Below are 19091 nucleotides of genomic sequence, written 5' to 3' on the forward strand. Positions count from 1 at the left end.
CGGGGGTCGGCCGAACAGCCTTGGAACCTACGCCGAACCGGTGTCGGCGAACGACGTCGGAGCTGCAGTGACGTCGTCGATCTTGTACTTCTCCGCGGCCTCGACGGCCTTGGACTTGTCGATCTCACCGGATGCGGCAAGGGCGGACAGCGTGGCGACGACGATCGACTCGGCGTCGACGTTGAACACCCGACGCGCGGCCGGACGGGTATCGGAGAACCCGAAGCCGTCGGTGCCGAGGGTGACGTAATCGCCCGGAACCCACTGGCGAATCTGGTCCGGCACTGCACGCATCCAATCCGAGGACGCGACGACCGGGCCGTTGGCGTCGGCGAGCGCGGAGGTGACGAACGGAACGCGCTTGTCTGCACCGGGATTGCGCAGCGACTCCCGCTCGGCGTCGACGCCGTCGCGGCGCAGTTCGCCCCAGGACGTCACCGACCAGACGGCCGAGCGCACGCCCCACTCCTCGAACAGCAACTCTCGGGCCTTCCGGGCCGAGACCATGCCGACGCCCGACGCCAGCAACTGCGCCTCGGGTCCGTCGCCTTCCTGCGGAGCAGCGAACCGGTAGATGCCCTTGAGCAAGCCCTCGACGTCGAGGTTCTCCGGCTCGGCCGGCTGCACGTACGGCTCGTTGTACAGGGTGATGTAGTAGAAGATGTTCTCGCCGCCGAAGCCCTCGACACCTTCGGTGCCGCCGTACATCCGTCGCAGACCGTCCTTGACGATGTGCGCGATCTCGTACGAGAACGCCGGGTCGTAGGCCACGGCCGCCGGGTTGGTCGACGCCAGTAGCAGCGAATGACCGTCGGCGTGCTGGAGACCCTCACCGGTGAGGGTGGTGCGGCCGGCGGTGGCACCGAGGACGAATCCACGAGCCATCTGGTCCGCGGCAGCCCACAGGCCGTCGCCGGTGCGCTGGAAACCGAACATCGAGTAGAAGATGTACAGCGGGATCATGACCTCGCCGTGCGTGGCGTACGAGGTACCGACCGCGGTGAACGACGATGTCGAGCCGGCCTCGTTGATGCCCTCGTGCAGGATCTGACCGACCGAGCTCTCCTTGTAGGCGAGCATCAGCTCCGAGTCCACCGAGGTGTACAGCTGGCCGTTGCGGTTGTAGATCTTCAGCGACGGGAACCACGAGTCCATGCCGAACGTGCGGGCCTCGTCGGGGATGATCGGCACGATTCGGTGGCCGATCTCCTTGTCTCGCAACAGCTCTTTCATGACGCGCACGAGCGCCATGGTGGTGGCGACTTCCTGCTTGCCCGAGCCCTTGCGGAGCGTCTTGTACGTGTCGTCGCTCGGCTGCGGGAGCGGCTTGACGTCGACGCGCCGCTCAGGGACAAATCCGCCGAGCTTGGCACGCCGATCGAGCATGTACTGGATCTCGGGAGCGTCCGCACCGGGGTGGTAGTACGGCGGCATGTAGGGATCCTTCTCGAGCTCCTCGTCGGAGATCGGGATGTGCTGAATGTCGCGGAACGTCTTCAGATCGTCGAGCGTCAGCTTCTTCATCTGGTGCGTGGCATTGCGACCCTCGAAGTGCTTGCCGAGGGTGTAGCCCTTGATGGTGTGCGCCAGGATGACCGTCGGCTGGCCCTTGTGTGCCATCGCTGCCGCGTAGGCAGCGTGCACCTTGCGGTAGTCGTGGCCGCCGCGCTTGAGATTCCAGATCTCGGCGTCGGACAGATCCGCTACGAGCTCTTTGGTGCGGGGATCGCGGCCGAAGAAGTTGTCGCGGACGTAGCTGCCGTCGTTGGCCTTGTACGTCTGGAAGTCACCGTCGGGGGTGGTGTTCATGAGGTTGACGAGCGCGCCGTCGCGGTCCTTGTGCAGCAGCGAGTCCCACTCGCGGCCCCAGACGACCTTGATGACGTTCCAGCCGGCTCCGCGGAAGAACGACTCCAGTTCCTGGATGATCTTGCCGTTGCCGCGGACCGGGCCGTCGAGGCGCTGCAGGTTGCAGTTGACGACGAACGTCAGATTGTCGAGGCCTTCGGTAGCGGCCACGTGCGCGAGTCCGCGCGACTCCGGCTCGTCCATCTCGCCGTCGCCGAGGTACGCCCACACGTGCTGATCGGAGGTGTCCTTGATCCCGCGGTCGTTGAGGTAGTGATTGAAGCGCGCCTGGTAGATGGCGTTCATCGGGCCGAGGCCCATCGACACCGTCGGGAACTCCCAGAAATCCTGCATCAGACGCGGGTGCGGGTACGACGGCAGTCCGCCGCCCTCGGTCTCGTGGCTGGCCTCCTGACGGAAGCCGTCCATGCGCTCGGCCGGGATGCGGCCCTCGAGGAAGGCGCGGGCATAGATGCCGGGGGAGGCGTGACCCTGAATGAAGATGTGGTCGCCGCCGCCCGGGTGATCCTTGCCGCGGAAGAAGTGGTTGAAGCCGACCTCGTAGAGCGCTGCGGAGGACGCGTACGTGGAGATATGTCCGCCGACGCCGACGCCGGGACGCTGCGCGCGGTGCACCATGATGGCCGCGTTCCAGCGGATCCAGGCACGGTAGCGGCGTTCCATCGACTCGTCGCCGGGAAACCACGGCTCGTTCTCGGTGGGGATCGTGTTGACGTAATCCGTAGACGTCAAGGACGGCAGCGCAACCCGGCGCTCACCGGCGCGCTCGAGCAACCTGAGCATCAGGTAGCGAGCGCGGTTGGGGCCGGACCTCTCCAACAAGCCGTCGAACGATTCGATCCACTCGTTGGTCTCGTCGTTGTCGATATCGGGCAGGTACGACGCGACACCCTCACGGATGACGCGGACCCGGCCGTCCGAGCCCTTCTTGCCTGCAGACGATGTGTTCTGCCGTTCGCCGCTGTTCACTTCGGACAACGTGTGCACTCCTCAATGTGGCGGACGCTCGGTGTGGCGCCCGGTCCCGGTAGACCCGCCCCTGTGACGGCGGTCTACTTTCCTCGTTCTCGTGATTCCTCCCCAATCCTGCTACATCTTGTTGGTTCTGGTAGTACAGAGGTCCAATACCCACCAGTAGAAATTTATGTACTCAATTTCGGCGCGGTCAGCTTGCGCGAACGGCTTCAACACTGTTCGCTTTGTCTACTGCACCCACAATTCAAGGAGGTCACCACCGTGGTCGCCGCGGCGGACGCTCAGAACTACGCTCAGAAACTTGGCATAACTCGCGACATGGTCGTACAGGAGCTGGGCTGGGACGAGGACACCGACGATGATCTGCGCGCCGACGTAGAAGATGCGATCGGTGGGGAGACCCTCGACGAGGATTCCGACGAGGTGATCGATGTTGTGCTGCTGTGGTGGCGCGACGGAGACGGTGACCTGGTCGATGCACTCATGGATGCGATCGGTCCGCTCTCGGACGATGGCATCGTGTGGGTCCTCAGCCCCAAGACCGGCATGTCCGGTCATGTCGAACCCAGCGAGATTGCCGAATCCGCCCCGACCGCAGGATTGACGCAGACCTCTGCGGCAAATCTCGGCGATTGGATCGGAAGTCGATTGGTTCAGCCCAAGACTCCTGCCACCAAGCGGTAGGCCGATGCTCGACACAGGAAGACGGTTCTAGATGCCGATCGAGGTTGGCGCGGTTGCGCCCGACTTCACCCTCAAGGACCAGAACAACCAACTGGTCACGTTGTCGTCGTACAGGAACGTGAAAAACGTTCTGCTCGTGTTCTATCCACTGGCTTTCACCGGTACGTGCCAGGGCGAGCTGTGCAAAGTGCGCGACGAGCTACCGACGTTCGAGAACGACGACACCGCGATCCTGGCGATCTCGGTGGGTCCGCCTCCGACCCACAAGATCTGGGCTGCAGAACAGGGTTACACCTTTCCGCTGCTGTCCGACTTCTGGCCACACGGTGAAGTGGCTCAGGCGTACGGCGTGTTCAACGACAGCGCAGGATTCGCCAATCGCGGAACGTTCGTCGTCGACAAGTCCGGAATCATCAGATTCGCCGAAATGAACGGACCTGGGGAAGCCCGAGACAGTTCATCGTGGTCCGAGGCGCTCGCACAGGTGAGCTGACCTGCGGAATTGTAGTTAGAGATCAGACACGATAAATTTCTCCAAGCGTTCCGGTGGCCCGGGGTTGTCCCCAGGCCACCGGTACTCGGGCGTATAGCTCAGCGGTAGAGCTCTGGTTTTACACACCAGCGGTCGGGGGTTCGAACCCCTCTGCGCCCACAACGATTTCCGTGGCTCAGCAGTCTGGAGACCTACTCACTCTGTCTGAACAACCCCGCATTGTGCCGGTAGCGTGCCGAACAACCACTTCGGGGCGCAACGATGCTCACTTCGTTCATTCATTGAAGAGTGTCGGCTCAGGAATCTGAGGTTGTGCGGGCGTGGGATAGGCGGCCGCCGGACTACGACACAGCAATCAAGCTCAACGATGACGGCCTCGAAACACCAAGCCATTGCCCGAACGCCGATGTGCACGACGCTCGACTCCGTGAGGTGAGCTACACCGGTCCATGGTCCGAGTCGCGATTCGATGCGGTGATGCACCGGGATCGTTCGCCGTGCATCTGCCTTACGAATGAGTCCCTAAGGGCTGCCCCAATTTTGCAAATCTGCTCGGCAGTCGAATGACAGACCCAATTGGTTCCACCAATCGTCTGCGAGAGCGACGGCAGTGTCGCACGCCCACGACGCGCAACCAGCGCCAAGACACTTGTTGGGGAACCACGGGTCACCCGGTAGCTGGCAGTCCACAAACCTGCCCTTCAGTTGCTTCTCAAACTTGTGCTCGTTCGCGTGGTCGTGCCACTCAGGTTTGAAATGCACCAGTGTGTTGCGCAGCTTGATCAGCAGATCACCGCTCTGAAATGGGTCCCGACCCGACGCGAATCTCGGCTTTCCGATGCACGTGAGAGCAAGCTGGTACTTGTCGAGGACGGATAGCTTCCCATCTAGCTTCGCCTCTGTCCACAAAACTCGCATGGTGTCTTGCGCGGCCTCGGAAATGCCGTCGATACGGGAGTTCGCGGTGTCTGGGGCAGTGTCTGCCACGTCCTGGAAAACCTGATTCACGAGGCATTCAAGGAACGCCACCGACGACAACACGGCTGTCAGCGCATGTGCTCGGTGCTCTGCTGGATAGCCACTGTCCGAGTCCAGCAATGACAACTCGACCTCACCGCACAATCGTGCGGCATGCTGCGCGGTCCACAGATGCTGAGTCGCGAGATAGTGGCGCGATGCCACGCCTCCGGTAAAGCTGATCTGCGGCATACCGACTCCCCAATTCGAGGGCTAATGTTGCATGTCAACTGGACGGTACGCCTGGCACGATCAGCGACGTGTGATCATCGATCCGAGTTGTGACTGTCCCATGGGCAGGAGGCTTGAGGGATACTCGGGCGAACGGGGCCGGATCATCCCGTGCCCGATGCCTCCCTATCATCGGCGGGAAACTTCGTGCATTATCTCGGGTATGCCCTCGATCGCCGCTCCCGTCGAAGTCTCCGTGCTTCGGTGGGCTCGGGAATCTTGCGGTCTGTCGCAGCTGGCAGCGTCCAGAAAACTAGGTCTTTCGGACGACCGTGTATCGGCGTGGGAGGACGGCACGGCCACACCTTCGATTGCACAGCTTCGCAAGGCATCGGAGGTCTACCGCCGTTCGCTCGCAGTGTTTTTCCTGTCGGAACCCCCTGCGGAGTTCGACACACTGCGTGACTTCCGAAGGATCGCTGGTTCAGTTGAGGGCGAGTGGTCACCGGCGTTGCACGACGAGTACCGCCGCGGGCACACGCAGCGGGACTTTGCTGTCGAACTGGCGGAAACCGAAGACAGGGAACTCCCACTCACCTGGCGGATACCTATCGCGGGGTCCGACAGCGATGTCGATGTTGCCGCTCGTAGTCGTCTAGCGCTTCTCGACATCGGTCCTCTACCGCTTCCCGGAGCCTCCGGCACGCCGTACGAGTTCCTCAACGCGTGGGTCGCAGCTGTCGAGGCGGCGGGGGTTCTCGTCCTGAACACCAAAGGCGGAAGAGTCTCACGCGAGGAGATGCGAGCCTTTTCGTTGTACTTCGACGTGCTTCCGGTGATCGTTCTTAATGGAGCCGACGCCCCACGGGGTCGGTTGTTCTCTCTGCTGCACGAGTTCGCGCACCTGGCGCTGCACACTGAAGGCTTGTGCGATACGACGTCCGATGCGAAGGCGATGACGCCGAACCGGAGTCTGGAGGCGCGGTGTAACGCCATCGCCGCCATGATCCTCATGCCGGAGGATCAGGTGCGCCGTAGGCCCGAAGTGATCGCACGGGACTCGACGCCCGAGGCGTGGGATTACGTGGCGCTCAGGCAGGCGGCTGCACCGTTCGGTGTGAGCGCCGAAGCGTTCTTGCGACGGCTCAGTACGTTGGGGATCGTTCCTGTGTCGTACTACGAACGTCGGCGCGACGAGTTCGAGGCCGCATACGAGAAGGACGATTCGGGGCGTCCGCAAGGCGGAAACTGGTACCGCAACACAGTTCGTGACTTGGGTAAGGGTTACGTCCGCGCGGTGACGGATGCGCACAGGCGACGTGTGATCGACAGCAACACTGCTGCGATCTACTTGAACGCGAAGGTCGGCCAGATCGCGAAGCTGGCTGAGAATGCCGCGTTACGTGAGGTGGGCTGATGACGCCCTATTCGTTCGATACCAGCTCGATTTTGAACGGCCGTCGCGATCTATTTCGTCCGACGGTGTTCATTCGGCCGTGGGAGCAGATCGAGGAGAGCATTGCCAACGGCGAAATCCGTGCAATAGACGAAGTGAAGAACGAGCTGTCCAAGCGAGACGATGACGCCAAGAAATGGGCGGACCAGCAGAGCGGCCTGTTCGTGCCGATAGAGGACGACGTCCAGATTGCCGCCACGGCAATTCTGAGGGCGCACCCTGACCTTGTCAGGGCCGGGGGTAAGCGCAGCGGCGGTGACCCGTTCGTAATCGCGCTCGCAATGGCTCGGAATGGGGTCGTCGTCTCGGAGGAAACGCGATCTGGCAACCTCTCGAAGCCGCGGATCCCCGACGTGTGTGACTCGCTAGGCATTCCGGTTCTTAATCTGATGGGCTTTATCGAATCGCAGCGCTGGACGTTCTGACAGAACCCCCGCTGGTGTGCCGCCAGTGTGTCAAGACGCAATGATTCGGCACGGCACACACTGGAAACTGTAAACACCTAACCGGTCTTGAACTGGAGCTATCAGACAGCTCGGAACGCTCTTGACGGTTGAGATGCCATTTATACACTAGCGGTCGGGGGTTCGAACCCCTCTGCGCCCATACTGTTCAAAGGGGTCATAGGCCCTGGTTCGACCCACCCGACAGTGAGTTGTTGTCCCGTTTTGGCACAAGTGTTCTGTAACTCGTTGCAGCAGCGATCAGCGCATAGGGCTGGTTGGTGCGGGGATTGCATAGACAGGCTAGTAAAGAGGGGTGGCATTTGTTCACGCAGTTACAAAAAGCGGCCATGGTTGTCTATCGCTACCTTTCTCGCATCCTATTCTGAATTAATAAGATCAGTAAGGTAGGTAAAAACAGGAGAATGTCGAGATCAATCAGCAGGTTTATCCTGACATGTGAACACCTCGCATGTGTTTAACATTCTTTACGGTGAGTAGCTAATTTTCTGGCTGATTACGCCATGCCGGGAGGGTCTGTTTGGTTTGGTGAGCTTTCAGACTCGGCAATGGCTCGCAGCGCTTGTAAAAAGGAAGGCTGCATGGTCGCAATAGTCCAGCTCGTAATTACCCTGGTCGTACCAATTAGGTCTTTAATAAGTGTGTCTGAAGCGTTCCAGTCGATTTCCTCAGGCACTGAAACGCTAAGACCATCGGTTATGGCCTTTGCCTCCCGTAGGGCTCGCTCGATATTTTTTTGCAACTCAAGATCCGTAACACCTATTCGTGCCATTTGGATCGCTATCGACTGGGTTGTCATCTCACTTGACCAAGCCCAGCGATCTGTGTGCATTCTGTCGAAGGCTATATTTTGTTCGGTCTCGAATCTGAACCTATTCGTGAACTGCAAAGTCCTGGTGTGTATACGGTTTAATGCTACGGAGATCTCACGTACTGCGAGCAGTTGTTCAGCACGAGCGTTGGCGTCATTTTGTGCTTGCAGTTGTTCTCGATGTAGCCGTTCGTTCTCGACGAACTGCCGCTTGGAATTCTCTATCTCGACAGCATGGCGTTCTCGTTCTTCTTGAAGGCGGGCATCTGCTGCAGCTAGGTCTTGTTCGCGGCGTTGATCGTCCCGTCGCGTAGCCTCGAAGGCACCGGCTTTTGCTTGTTCGGCGTCATCTCGCGCCAACTTGGTTTGATACAGCGCCACGCCCACTGCAAAGGATGTCGCAAGGCCTGACACCCACGAAGCCACCGGTCCCCACTGATCTGGCCCCCAGCCATCATTGTAGTAGTGCCCAATAGTCAGAAGTACGTAGAACGCAACTAGTCCGACACCACATCCAATGCAGAACCCGAGGCTGTCACGCCAGGTTCGCTTCTTCTTGTCACCCATCACAGCATTGAACCAGCCGTGGCCGACGCTGCAGCATCGGTAGGTGGAACAGCCATTCAATCGGCTGAACGCTGTCCACGGTGAGTGTGCTGGTGCTGAACATCCTCAGGTTGGCACTATCGTCTTCCCGGTGGAAGACAGGACGTGGATCGAACAGTGGTGGCCAGTAGTTGCTACAGGCGTCGCAGTGGCTGGCATCGTCATCGCTGCAACTATCGCCATCACTATCTACCGGAAGAATAGACCTCGCCACACGTTGGACTACGACGTTATTGCCGACATTGCTCTGCTGTCGCATAACGCGCCCGGTGTAGAAGGCCTTGAGATCATGTTCAGGTCGCGCACCCTTGAGGCACCCCGAGTGGTCACCATCGGGTTCATGAATACTGGGAACAAGTCGATTGAAGCTAAAGACTTCCGCAAGAACATCGTGGTCAAGCGCGGTGACTCTGCGAAGGCTCTGAATTTATTCGTCGTCGAAGAGTCTGTGCCCGACATGATCGAACGTCTTTCGGATGGAGCGGCGGGTTCGCTCTACGTTGACATTCTCCCGGTGATGATGAACCCCAACGACTACTTTGTAGTGCAGTTCCTGTACGACGGTGACGGAGAGATCACGGTCTCGAGTTGGTTCAAAGACCAGTCGCGTCCGATGAAGTTGATCACGGCATCGCTGGACAGGGCAGCAATTGCTCGCGCCGTGGTGGAAGCTTCGACCGAATCGGTATACAGATTCGTGCCCTTCGGCGACGTCTTGCGAGATCTGCGGAGGTCTTTCACACGCTAGATCCTCCCGTAGTTCGCCTCCACCCCTCGTTCCTCGGTCTGAGTCTCTGCCCGCAGCCCCCGATGTGCACATCCCGACGCGTTCGAGTCCGGAGGCAATTGAGGACCGCGTTCGGCCAGGGTCAGGCGTCCGCGCGGCCCGCCCGAACCTCTCGCACGATCTGCTGCGCCCGGTGTTCCTCGGGCAGTCGATCACCCTTGCCGAAGAGCTTGTGACGCAATGTGCCCGGTGTGTACTCGGTGCGATAGACACCCCGCCGCTGCAATTCTGGAACGACGAACCGAACTACATCCTCGAATGTCCCCGGGGTGATGGCGTAGGCAAGATTGAATCCGTCGACGTCGGTCTCGTCCACCCACTCCTGCAATTGGTCTGCGACTTCGCCGGGGGAGCCGATGATGCGCGGACCGGCACCACCGATGCCGCCCCACTCGGCGATATCGCGCACCGTCCATTCCTTGCCGTCGGCCCCGATCGACTGGAACGACGCGACGAACGACTGAATCGCGTTGCTCTCGACATTGCCGAGTGGCTCGTCGAGCGCATACCGCGACAGGTCGACGCCCATCCAGCCCGACATGAACACCAACGCACCCTCGGCACTGGCATACGACCGATACTCGTCGTGCTTGGCATGGGCGAGTTCGGATGTCTCATCGGTGACGATGGTGAGTAGCTGATAGATCCGGGCCGAGTACGGATCGCGGCCGGCATCTCGCAGGGCTCGACGGATATTCGAAACCGTCTGCGCCAGAATCTCCTTGGTGGGTGCGCCGACGAAGATCGCTTCGGCATTCTGCGCCGCGAACCGAACGCCACGCGGCGACGCGCCGGCCTGGAAGATCACCGGCGTCCGCTGCGGTGACGGCTCGGCCAGATGGATGCCCGGGACCGTGAAGTGCTTGCCGCGATGGTTGATTCGATGCACCTTGGTTGGGTCGGTGAACACACCGGTCTCGCGATCGCGGACCACCGCGTCCTCGTCCCACGACGCCTCCCACAACTTGTAGAGCACCTCGAGGTACTCGTCGGCGTGGTCGTAGCGATCGTCGTGTTTCAGCTGATCGTCGTGTCCCATGTTCTGGGCCGCTGACGGCAGGTAACCGGTGACGACGTTCCACCCGATGCGGCCGTTGGTCAGATGGTCGAGCGTGGAGAGCCGACGTGCGAACGGATACGGATGCTCGAAACCGGTACCTGCAGTGATGCCGAAGCCCAGATGCTCGGTGACGGCGGCCTGCGCGCTGACGAGCAGGAGTGGGTCCGACACCGGAATCTGCGCACCGTGCCGGATGGCGGCGTCGTGGTTCCCGCCGTACACGTCGTACGTGCCGAGGACGTCGGCGATGAACAAACCGTCGAACAGGCCTCGTTCCAACAGCTTCGCCAGATCGGTCCAGTAGCCGAGTTCCTTGTAGCGCCACGACTGATCCAATGGATGACGCCACAGACCTGGGGACTGATGCGCGACGCAATTCATGTCGAAGGCATTGAAGCGAATCTCGCGTGACACGGGGGAACTCCTTCGGCGGAACGACCTGTCTTCGATATCGACAGCGGTGCGACGCTACCGACGACCCAGGTCGGTGGGAACAGTTCGGATCGTGATGAGTCGATAGCTGGTCAGCAGCGCTCCGATACCTCAGTGTTGCGCAGTCACATCAGCGAAAGAAGCGTCGGAGCATGATCGAAATAGCACAATTGACCAAGACGTACGGGACAGGGGACGGTAGAACCGTCGTCCTCGACCGCTTGGATTTCACGGTGCAGTCCGGCGAGATCCTGGCCGTCGTCGGCCCCAGTGGTGCCGGTAAAAGCACACTGGCTCAATGCATCAACCTGCTGACACGTCCTACCTCGGGCTCGGTGATCGTCAACGGGGACGACCTGGCGCAGTTGAATGCCAAGCAACTTCGAGTCGCGCGGCGCCGCATCGGCACGGTGTTTCAGTCGTCGAGCCTGCTCTCGCGTCGAACGGTGGCGGAGAACGTCGCCTTGCCCCTGGAGTTCCTCGGAGTTACGAAGGCCGAGACGGCCAGGCGTGTGGGAGAGCTTCTCGACCGAGTAGGGCTGTCCGACAAAGCCACTCGCTATCCGTTTCAGCTCTCGGGCGGACAGCGTCAACGAGTGGGAATTGCGCGAGCATTGGCGCTTCGGCCGTCGGTGCTGCTGTCGGACGAAGCCACCTCCGGCTTGGATCCGCAGACCACCGAATCGGTGGTCGAATTGCTGCGCGAACTTCGTCGCGACCTCGACCTCGCCATCGTGTTCATCACCCACGAAATGGATACCGTTCTGCGAGCTGCTGACTCGGTGGCCAGGCTCGACCACGGCCGCATCGTCGAATCCGGGAAGCTCATCGATCTGCTGACCGACCACACGTCGGCGCTCGGCAACGAGCTGCGCCCCAGGCGTGACGACGCCCAGGCAGCGGCCGGCGACGTGCAATGGAACGTGACCTACGATTCGCCCGACGTTCCGCAGGACTGGATCGGTCGGCTGGGCCAGGATCTCGGTGCGCCCGTCGCGCTGTTGGGAGCCTCCGTGCAGGTAGTGGCCGGAGTGGCTGTCGGCAGCGCGTCGATCGGCATAGGTGGCCACTTGAGTCCACGCGTCCCCGGTGCGCTCACGGCTCTCGGATTGTCCGGATCTACGAATACCGAGCAGCCGATCCTGGAGGTCGCGTCGTGATCGCAGTACTCGCGGCAGGTAACAAGGTTCCGGTAGACGAGCTGCCGGCTCTGCTGTTGCCAGCGTTGGGCGACACGCTCACGATGGTCGGGATCGTGATGTTCATCGTGGTTCTCATCGGTGTGCCCCTCGGTGCGGTGTTGTTCAACCTCGGCCATGGCGGGTTGTTCGAGAACCCGGTGCTCCATGCTCCGATCAGCTGGATCGTCAGTATCGGTCGGTCGTTGCCGTTTCTGATCTTGATGGCTGCACTGGTTCCGGTCACGCGATGGATCACCGGAACCAACATCGGTATCGCAGCCGCTGTGGTGCCGATGTCGTTGGCGGGCATTGCATTCTTCACCCGCATCGTCGAGAACTCACTGCGCTCGGTTCCGACGTCGGTGGTCGACGTCGCGCGGGCGTCGGGTGGCTCCACACTGCAGGTCACCACCACTCAGTTGTCCGAGGCGGTGCCGTCGATCATCGGCGGACTGACGATCAACGTCATTGCCATGATCGAGTACTCGGCTATTGCCGGAACCATCGGTGCAGGCGGAATCGGTTATGTTGCAGTCACATACGGCTATCAGCGATTCGATCACACCGTCATGATCGCGACGATCGTCATTCTGATTCTCACCGTCGCCGCCGTCCAGCTCGTCGGCGATGCACTTGTTCGCTACACCGCACCTCACCAGCGCGCCTTGCGCACTGCCTGAACCGCATTCGAAAGGTCCAATCCATCATGACAACGTCCACCGAAGCACACGGCTTCGAGCTGAAGAACCGTCGAAAAGCGCCCTGGATCATCGGTGCCGTCGTGCTGCTGATCGCACTCGCCGTGATCGTCCGCATCGCGTTCTTCGGCGACACGGCATCGGCCAACGACACCGAGGGCGCAACGCTCGTCGTTGCCACGGCCGAGGGGAACGCGTCCGAGCAGGCCCTCGTGAATTTCGTTGCAGAGCAGGTCGCTCCCAAGTACGGCATCTCGGTCGAGTTCCGGGGACTCGCAGACAGCAACACCATCAACCGCGCCGTCAGCGAGGGGGAAGTAGCGGCAACGGTCTACCAGCACAAGCTGTGGCTCGGCCAGGTACTCGAATCCAACCCCGACTTCCAGGAAGAAGCCGCAACCCCGGTGTTCCGGTGGGGCTTCGGATTGTGGTCCGACAAGTACTCCGACCCAGCTCAACTGCCGGACGGCGCAACGGTCTCGCTCTACTCCGATCCGGCCAACGAAGCGCAGGGTCTGTGGGTGCTCGAACGGGCCGGTCTGATCACCCTCGACCCCGCCGTCGACAAGTCGACGGCCACGCAGAAGGACATCGTAGGAAACCCGAAGAACCTGAAGTTCACGCTGCTGGACTTCGCTGCGCAGTCACGGGCATTGCCGGATCTCGATGCAGCAGTGGGCTATACCGAGTACTACCTGGCGGCCGGCATCCCCGTCGAGGAGCAGATCTTTGCACCGCCGGCACCGGACGAGTTTGCCGGACAGCTCACGATCGGTAGCCGGTGGGCAGATACCGACAACATCAAGAACCTCGTCGCTGCGTTCAAGGACCCTGCGGTGCAGGAATTTCTGGCGACCGACCCGCGGGTGAAGGACATCCTGCTTCCTCTGCAGTGAGCAGTGCCCGCCCGACGGTCCAGCGCATGACCGTCGGGCGTGGCCGTGGTGTTACCTTCGATCCGCACCCGACAGCACTGACACGAGGCGGACGACGTGACCCGGTACGAAGCGCTGACAGAACTACTCGACGAGAGATATTCGTGCCGGCAGTTCCTGCCGAAGCAGGTATCTCGGGAAGTGCTCGAGCAGTTGTTGGCGGCCGCTCAGCGCACTCCATCGTGGTCGAACACTCAGTCGTGGCAGGTCATCGTCACCGAGGGCGATGCCACCCGGAAGTTTTCCGAGGCACTGGTCGAGCACGTCGCATCCGGCGTCCCGCAACCGGACTTTCCGTTCCCGGCCAGCTACAACGCGCTGCACCGCGCGCGGCGACGCGAATGCGGCGGAGCACTGTACGAGAGCATCGGTGTGGTCAAGTCCGACACCGAGGCGACGACGCGTCAGTTCATTCGCAACTACGAGCTGTTCGACGCCCCGCACGCGGCCATCATCACCACCGATGCCGATCTGGGTGTGTACGGGGCGGTCGATTGCGGGTTGTATCTGCAGACGTTCCTGCTTGCCGCCCAGAGTCTCGGTCTCGGAGCCATCGCGCAGGCAGCATTGGCCGCCTACTCACCGTTTTTGCACGAGTGGTTCGACATCCCGGACACCAGGCGAGTGGTGGCCGGCATTTCCTTCGGCTACCCGGACGAGACCCACTCGATAAACGGATTTCGCACCAGCCGAGCGCCTTTGGACGAGACGGTGAGCTTCGTCAGCAGCTAGGGCGCAAGGTGTGGCCCGAACTTGACTTCGATCTCGGCGAAGTAGGCGTCGGCCAACGCAACGAACCGCTCCTCGTCGAGCGCGATTCGATCGCCGACGGCGTATCCCAGAATGCTCTTGGCAGGATCCAAGTTTATGGTCGGATCGCTGGTCATGATGTCCTCGGCCGCTGTCATCGACGCGGCGAGCACGCGGACCTCGTTGAGCGGGTTGCCGTTCTTCTTCTCCTGCCCACGCATCCGGTGCAGGAAATACACCTCGAGCGTCAGCACGAGATTGTTGAAGAATGCGACGTCGAACGCCTTGTCCACGTCGGTGGTCGTCGTTCGATTCGATGCGACCCCACGATAGGCGGCCAGCTGAGAATCCAACCGAGCGCGGCAGGCATCGATGTATTCGCGTGGGTACGACTTCACGGACAGCACGGGGGAGATGTTAATCGGCGTCCTAGGCGAACGCAGGGCAAACGTCAGCCCCGAAGACGACGAACCAGCTCGGTACCGACATCTGTGCCCGAGCGCCACGCGCTTTCCACCCGGGGCGCTCCGGACGCACACCATTGATCGCCGGCGAACCCGACGAGTCGTCCGTCGCGCTGCTCGAGCGCAAAAGTGGAATCGTGCTGCGACGCAGGCTTTGCGAACGTCCATCGATGAGCATGCGTCCAGCTGGGTGCCGTGGAGACGACCGACAGTTCGCGCAGCGCGTCGAGAACCGGTGCGATCACCGCGTCGGGATCGGCGAGATGCTGCTGTGCACGCTCCGAGGTCGTGTGCACCACCAGCACGGGTGCAGCGTCACCCCGCCGGGCACCGTCGTCGACGACGAACGCGATATCGGGATGATCGTTGACGAAGGCCGCGTCGCGGAACGGCGCATTCAACCCCTCGAATCCGCACGCGACCGCGATGACCGGTTCGTACTCGACGGCGTCGGGGACTGCGGTGAGTCGCGTCGCTTGAGGATCGGGCATCGCCACCACGACGTGGCCGTCGGGTAGATCGGTCAACTCGGAGGATCCCTCGATGTCGAAGCTGCCCAGCAAGTCTCGTACCAGAGAACGAAGCCCGTTCGGGGTCGCCCAACGAACCGGGCCGGTGGTGGTGCACGGCGCCGTCTCGGGCTTGAGAATGCCGAACGTGTTGGCCCACTGGCGCGCCAGGCCCCTCGACTCCCAGTCGGCTACCACCGTCGAGAATTCCTGATCGCGAACGGTGAAGTAGCCGGCACCCAGATCGACACGTCGTCCGTGCAACTCGGGGGAGGACATCCGTCCGCCGGGAGCGCGTCCTCTGTCGACGATGCGAAACGGCACGGCTGCGTCGTGGAGAACCCGGGCACATGCCGCGCCTGCAATACCCGCACCGACAATGGTGACTGGACCGGTGGAGGAGCCCGCTTCGGAGTTCATCGGTCCAGTATGCCGGGGTCAGTTCGTCGTGTTGTCGGTGAGGCGAAGGTACGCGGCACCGCGTGGAGAAATTCGATATCCGGTCTCGAGGCTGAGCGTCAAACCCAAGTTCTTCAGTCGACGCACTCGGGCCTTGAACGTTTTCGTGTCCAGGCCGGCCTGTTCGGCAAGATCCGCTGCGCGACGTCCAGGATCGGCGACTATTGCCATCAATGTAGCTCTGGTCCAGGCGCTTTCGGATCGCGAATCCATACCCGCGAGGGTGGTGGTAAGGGTGTTCGCTGCCTCGTCGTCGACGGCATCGTCGTCAGCGAGAGCATCGCGCGGATCCGGGCCGACGTAGGACACTTCGATGACAAAGGTGGGATTGGCGGCGGGACCGAAGAAGGACTTCTCGAGGCGCGCACGATTGCCTTCGCCTGCCGCACGTGCTTCCGCGTCGGTCAAACCAGCGGGATCCACCTCGCGGACGGAGTCGATGCGAATCATCCCCGACGGCGAGCGCAGCACGGATCCGACCGTCACGTTCGGGCTCGCCCATCGTCGGTACACGCGCCGAACGGAACCGTCGGCGATGGCGTGCGCAACAGCGACCGAGAAAATCATGAGCCTGCTTTCACGGACCAGACGATGTCAATTCTGCCGAGTGATCCGCGGAAACTTCTGTACCATCGGTTGTATGGACAATTCGGTCACCCGCTGCGGTATGCCGGACCTTGTATTGGACTATCTGGATGGCAATTACCGATAAGCCAGATACCGGAGAGCACGGACTCGGCACCAGTCTCAAACCGCGGCACGTAACGATGATCTCGATAGCCGGAGTGATCGGCGCCGGATTGTTCGTCGGCTCCGCCAACGCCATCGCAACCGCAGGACCTGCGGTGCTGTTGGCCTACTTCTTCGCCGGACTCCTGGTGATCCTGGTGATGCGCATGCTCGGGGAAATGGCCACCGCCAACCCCGACACAGGATCGTTCTCCACGTATGCCACACGCGCACTGGGACATTGGGCCGGCTTCTCCGTCGGCTGGCTGTATTGGTGGTTCTGGGTACTGGTGATCCCCGTCGAGGCGACCGCCGCAGCCGCCATCCTGACCAACTGGTTGGGCGGCGCGCAATGGATGTGGGCCCTGATCATCGTCGTTGCCCTCACCGCGACCAATCTGATCAGCGTCGGCAACTACGGTGAATTCGAGTTCTGGTTCGCGCTGGTGAAGGTGGTGGCCATCATCGCCTTCATCGGCCTCGGCATCGCAGCCATCCTGGGATGGCTGCCGAACTCCGAAGTCAGTGGCGTGGACCAACTCTGGGCTTCGGGTGGCTTCATGCCGCTCGGCTTCGGCGCGGTGATAGCCGCCATGCTCACCACGATGTTCTCGTTCATGGGATCGGAGATCGTCACCATTGCCGCCGCCGAATCCAAGGACCCGGCGAAGGGAATCACCCGCGCGACGAACTCGGTGATCTGGCGTATCTCGATCTTCTACTTCGGGTCGATCTTCATCATCGTCGCGTTGGTGCCGTGGAACGAACTGGATCCAGCAACGGGCTCGTACCAGTACGTGCTGTCCAAGATGGGAATTCCCCATGCAGAGACCATCATGGACATCGTCATCCTGACCGCTGTCGCGTCCTGCCTGAATTCGGCGCTCTACACCGCGTCGCGCATGTTGTATTCGCTCGGTGATCGAGGGGATGCACCTCGGGCGGTCAAGAAGATCACGTCCAACGGAGTGCCGTGGATCGCAGTGATTGCGTCGATGGTGCTCGGGTTCCTCGCCGTTGTCGGTAACTACATCCTGCCCGAGAAGCTCTTCACCTATCTGCTGGCAACCACCGGTGCCGTCGCACTGTTCGTCTACCTCGCCATCGCCAGCAGTCAATTGGTGCTGCGACGTCAACTCGACCGCGACGGAGAACGCCCTGCCGTTCGAATGTGGCTGTACCCGTGGCTCACCTACTTGGCCATCGGGTTCATCGTCTTCGTCCTGGTGATGATGGTGGTGCGGCCGGAGCAGCGTTCTTCGATTCTGCTGTCGGCCGTGCTTGCAGCAGTGACGGTGATCGGTGGCGTCCTCGTTCAACGCCGAAACACGCGGCGCGACACTGTGGCCGCCCGCGTGCCCGGTGACTCGGCCTAGATCCCGGCGTACACCTGGCGGTACAGATCGACGATCTGCTCCGCCGTCGGGACGACCGGATTGTTACCCGGGCTGCCGGAGGCGAGAGCCTGCTCGGCCATCAGTGGCAACAGGTCGTCCCACTTCGACTTGTCGATCCCGAACGTTTCCGGTGTCGGAACCTCGACCTCACGGCAGAGGGTGACGATCGCGTCCTGCAACTTGCCCCCGGCGACCTGATCCGAATCGCTTTCCGATGCCGCACCGAGCGCGCGAGCACAGTCGGCGTAGCGAGCTGGAGCCCCCGTGATCGAGAACGCCGTGACGGCGGGCAACAGCATTGCGTTCGACAGCCCGTGTGCCACATGAAAATGGGCACCGATCGGCCGGCTCATACCGTGCACCAGACAGACGCTTGCGTTGGAGAACGCCATGCCCGCTTGGGTCGAGGCGTGCATCATCGCTTCCCGCGCTTGTCTGTCGTCACCGTCTCGATACGCCCGCAGCAACGACGCGCCGATCGTGCGAATCGCGCTGAGCGCCAAACCGTCGGAGATGGGGTTGGCCTTCTTGCTGACGTATGCCTCGATGGCATGCGTCAGAGCGTCGACGCCGGTATCGGCGGTCAGGCGTGCCGGCATCGACATCGTCAGCTCGAAGTCGATGATCGATGCGATCGGCAGAAAGGACAGGCCGGGGCACAACATCTTCTCGTCCGAGGCAACATCGGTGATGATGGTGAACTGGGTTGCCTCCGAACCACTTCCGGCCGTGGTGGGAATGGCGATGATCGGCAGGGCCGGGCCGGTCGAGAGTACGGGTGCTTTGAAGTCCCGCATCGTCCCGCCCTGCACCGCAAGAATGGCAAGCGCCTTGGCCGTGTCCATGGGACTGCCACCACCGAACCCGATGATCGAGTCGGCCGAATGCTGCTGCACCGCGTCGAGGCCGGCGACCAACGAGTCGGTGGTCGGATCCGGGACGGTGCCCGAGAACAGTGCGGGCGTCTTTCCGGCCTCGGTCATGATCTGCATCAAGCGATCGGCAGAACCGTTGCCCGCCATGAACGCATCGGTGACGAGCAACGGACGCGAGACATTCAGGTCGGTCAGGACCGTGCCCAGCTCTTCGACTGCACCGCCGCCCAGCTTGAGAAACCGAGGAAACGAAATATTGGCAACCATGG

At 61.6% G+C, this 19091-nt stretch carries 18 protein-coding genes and 1 tRNA gene; 11 read left to right on the forward strand and 8 right to left on the reverse strand.

Translation table 11 applies throughout. The features are described 5' to 3' along the window. Nucleotides 1-27: 27 nt before the first annotated feature. Nucleotides 28-2847 (reverse strand): pyruvate dehydrogenase (acetyl-transferring), homodimeric type, encoded by a 2820-nt coding sequence (aceE, locus tag ACQR3T_RS19780; protein ID WP_428694583.1) that lies wholly within the window; start codon nucleotides 2845-2847, stop codon nucleotides 28-30. 258 nt (nucleotides 2848-3105) lie between these two features. Here aceE and ACQR3T_RS19785 point away from each other — a divergent pair, with 258 nt between their 5' ends. From ACQR3T_RS19785 to ACQR3T_RS19795, 3 genes are all read left to right on the forward strand, one after another. Further along, nucleotides 3106-3528: a DUF3052 domain-containing protein gene (locus ACQR3T_RS19785; RefSeq protein ID WP_032379129.1), complete on the forward strand. Its 423-nt coding sequence runs from the start codon at nucleotides 3106-3108 to the stop codon at nucleotides 3526-3528. A gap of 31 nt (nucleotides 3529-3559) precedes the next feature. After that, the gene (locus ACQR3T_RS19790) at nucleotides 3560-4021 is read left to right on the forward strand and encodes a peroxiredoxin (protein WP_032379128.1); all 462 of its coding nucleotides are present in this window, start codon (nucleotides 3560-3562) and stop codon (nucleotides 4019-4021) included. A gap of 87 nt (nucleotides 4022-4108) precedes the next feature. Next, nucleotides 4109-4180: transfer RNA gene (locus ACQR3T_RS19795), tRNA-Val, on the forward strand. Nucleotides 4181-4543: 363 nt separating this feature from the next. Here the strand turns inward: ACQR3T_RS19795 and ACQR3T_RS19800 are convergent. Further along, nucleotides 4544-5230 carry a hypothetical protein gene (locus ACQR3T_RS19800; protein WP_428694584.1) on the reverse strand — a complete coding sequence of 229 codons (687 nt, stop codon included), beginning with the start codon at nucleotides 5228-5230 and terminating at the stop codon, nucleotides 4544-4546. 202 nt (nucleotides 5231-5432) lie between these two features. Here ACQR3T_RS19800 and ACQR3T_RS19805 point away from each other — a divergent pair, with 202 nt between their 5' ends. Together ACQR3T_RS19805 and ACQR3T_RS19810 are read left to right on the forward strand one after the other, a co-directional pair. Beyond that, nucleotides 5433-6626 (forward strand): XRE family transcriptional regulator, encoded by a 1194-nt coding sequence (locus ACQR3T_RS19805; RefSeq protein ID WP_428694585.1) that lies wholly within the window; start codon nucleotides 5433-5435, stop codon nucleotides 6624-6626. Beyond that, entirely contained in the window at nucleotides 6626-7090 is a 465-nt protein-coding gene (locus tag ACQR3T_RS19810; RefSeq protein ID WP_428694586.1) for a DUF4411 family protein, read from the forward strand. Before ACQR3T_RS19805 ends, ACQR3T_RS19810 begins: the two co-directional genes overlap by 1 nt. Before the next feature lie 535 nt (nucleotides 7091-7625). Here the strand turns inward: ACQR3T_RS19810 and ACQR3T_RS19815 are convergent. Further along, nucleotides 7626-8507, reverse strand: coding sequence for a hypothetical protein (locus tag ACQR3T_RS19815; RefSeq protein ID WP_428694587.1), 882 nt, complete (start codon nucleotides 8505-8507; stop codon nucleotides 7626-7628). Nucleotides 8508-8550: 43 nt separating this feature from the next. Between ACQR3T_RS19815 and ACQR3T_RS19820 the strand changes: the two genes are divergently transcribed. Next, on the forward strand, nucleotides 8551-9294 hold the full coding sequence (locus tag ACQR3T_RS19820) for a hypothetical protein (RefSeq protein ID WP_428694588.1): 744 nt from the start codon (nucleotides 8551-8553) through the stop codon (nucleotides 9292-9294). A gap of 121 nt (nucleotides 9295-9415) precedes the next feature. On the opposite strand, the gene ACQR3T_RS19825 is transcribed toward ACQR3T_RS19820, so the two are convergent. Further along, the gene (locus ACQR3T_RS19825) at nucleotides 9416-10807 is read right to left on the reverse strand and encodes an LLM class flavin-dependent oxidoreductase (RefSeq protein ID WP_428694589.1); all 1392 of its coding nucleotides are present in this window, start codon (nucleotides 10805-10807) and stop codon (nucleotides 9416-9418) included. 170 nt (nucleotides 10808-10977) lie between these two features. Here ACQR3T_RS19825 and ACQR3T_RS19830 point away from each other — a divergent pair, with 170 nt between their 5' ends. The 4 genes from ACQR3T_RS19830 to ACQR3T_RS19845 all read left to right on the forward strand — a co-directional run bounded on the left by ACQR3T_RS19830 (nucleotide 10978) and on the right by ACQR3T_RS19845 (nucleotide 14371). After that, entirely contained in the window at nucleotides 10978-11985 is a 1008-nt protein-coding gene (locus tag ACQR3T_RS19830) for a methionine ABC transporter ATP-binding protein (RefSeq protein WP_428694590.1), read from the forward strand. A gap of 83 nt (nucleotides 11986-12068) precedes the next feature. Next, nucleotides 12069-12686: a methionine ABC transporter permease gene (locus tag ACQR3T_RS19835; RefSeq protein ID WP_428694719.1), complete on the forward strand. Its 618-nt coding sequence runs from the start codon at nucleotides 12069-12071 to the stop codon at nucleotides 12684-12686. A 26-nt stretch (nucleotides 12687-12712) separates the two neighbouring features. Next, nucleotides 12713-13600: a MetQ/NlpA family ABC transporter substrate-binding protein gene (locus tag ACQR3T_RS19840; protein ID WP_428694591.1), complete on the forward strand. Its 888-nt coding sequence runs from the start codon at nucleotides 12713-12715 to the stop codon at nucleotides 13598-13600. A 96-nt stretch (nucleotides 13601-13696) separates the two neighbouring features. Then, nucleotides 13697-14371 (forward strand): nitroreductase, encoded by a 675-nt coding sequence (locus ACQR3T_RS19845; protein ID WP_428694592.1) that lies wholly within the window; start codon nucleotides 13697-13699, stop codon nucleotides 14369-14371. Here the strand turns inward: ACQR3T_RS19845 and ACQR3T_RS19850 are convergent. From ACQR3T_RS19850 to ACQR3T_RS19860, 3 genes are read right to left on the reverse strand one after another with little or no spacing between them, the layout of a single operon-like run. After that, the gene (locus tag ACQR3T_RS19850) at nucleotides 14368-14796 is read right to left on the reverse strand and encodes a hypothetical protein (protein WP_032379121.1); all 429 of its coding nucleotides are present in this window, start codon (nucleotides 14794-14796) and stop codon (nucleotides 14368-14370) included. The genes ACQR3T_RS19845 and ACQR3T_RS19850 overlap by 4 nt on opposite strands. A gap of 44 nt (nucleotides 14797-14840) precedes the next feature. Then, nucleotides 14841-15782 (reverse strand): NAD(P)/FAD-dependent oxidoreductase, encoded by a 942-nt coding sequence (locus ACQR3T_RS19855; protein ID WP_032379120.1) that lies wholly within the window; start codon nucleotides 15780-15782, stop codon nucleotides 14841-14843. A gap of 18 nt (nucleotides 15783-15800) precedes the next feature. Continuing rightward, complete coding sequence (locus ACQR3T_RS19860; RefSeq protein WP_032379119.1) at nucleotides 15801-16388, reverse strand: winged helix-turn-helix domain-containing protein; 588 nt, start codon at nucleotides 16386-16388, stop codon at nucleotides 15801-15803. A gap of 128 nt (nucleotides 16389-16516) precedes the next feature. Between ACQR3T_RS19860 and ACQR3T_RS19865 the strand changes: the two genes are divergently transcribed. Further along, the gene (locus tag ACQR3T_RS19865) at nucleotides 16517-17926 is read left to right on the forward strand and encodes an amino acid permease (RefSeq protein WP_032379118.1); all 1410 of its coding nucleotides are present in this window, start codon (nucleotides 16517-16519) and stop codon (nucleotides 17924-17926) included. Here the strand turns inward: ACQR3T_RS19865 and ACQR3T_RS19870 are convergent. After that, nucleotides 17923-19089 carry an iron-containing alcohol dehydrogenase gene (locus tag ACQR3T_RS19870; protein WP_428694593.1) on the reverse strand — a complete coding sequence of 389 codons (1167 nt, stop codon included), beginning with the start codon at nucleotides 19087-19089 and terminating at the stop codon, nucleotides 17923-17925. The genes ACQR3T_RS19865 and ACQR3T_RS19870 overlap by 4 nt on opposite strands. Nucleotides 19090-19091: the final 2 nt, after the last annotated feature.

Source organism: Rhodococcus sp. IEGM1428, from assembly GCF_050321865.1.
GTDB lineage: Bacteria > Actinomycetota > Actinomycetes > Mycobacteriales > Mycobacteriaceae > Rhodococcoides.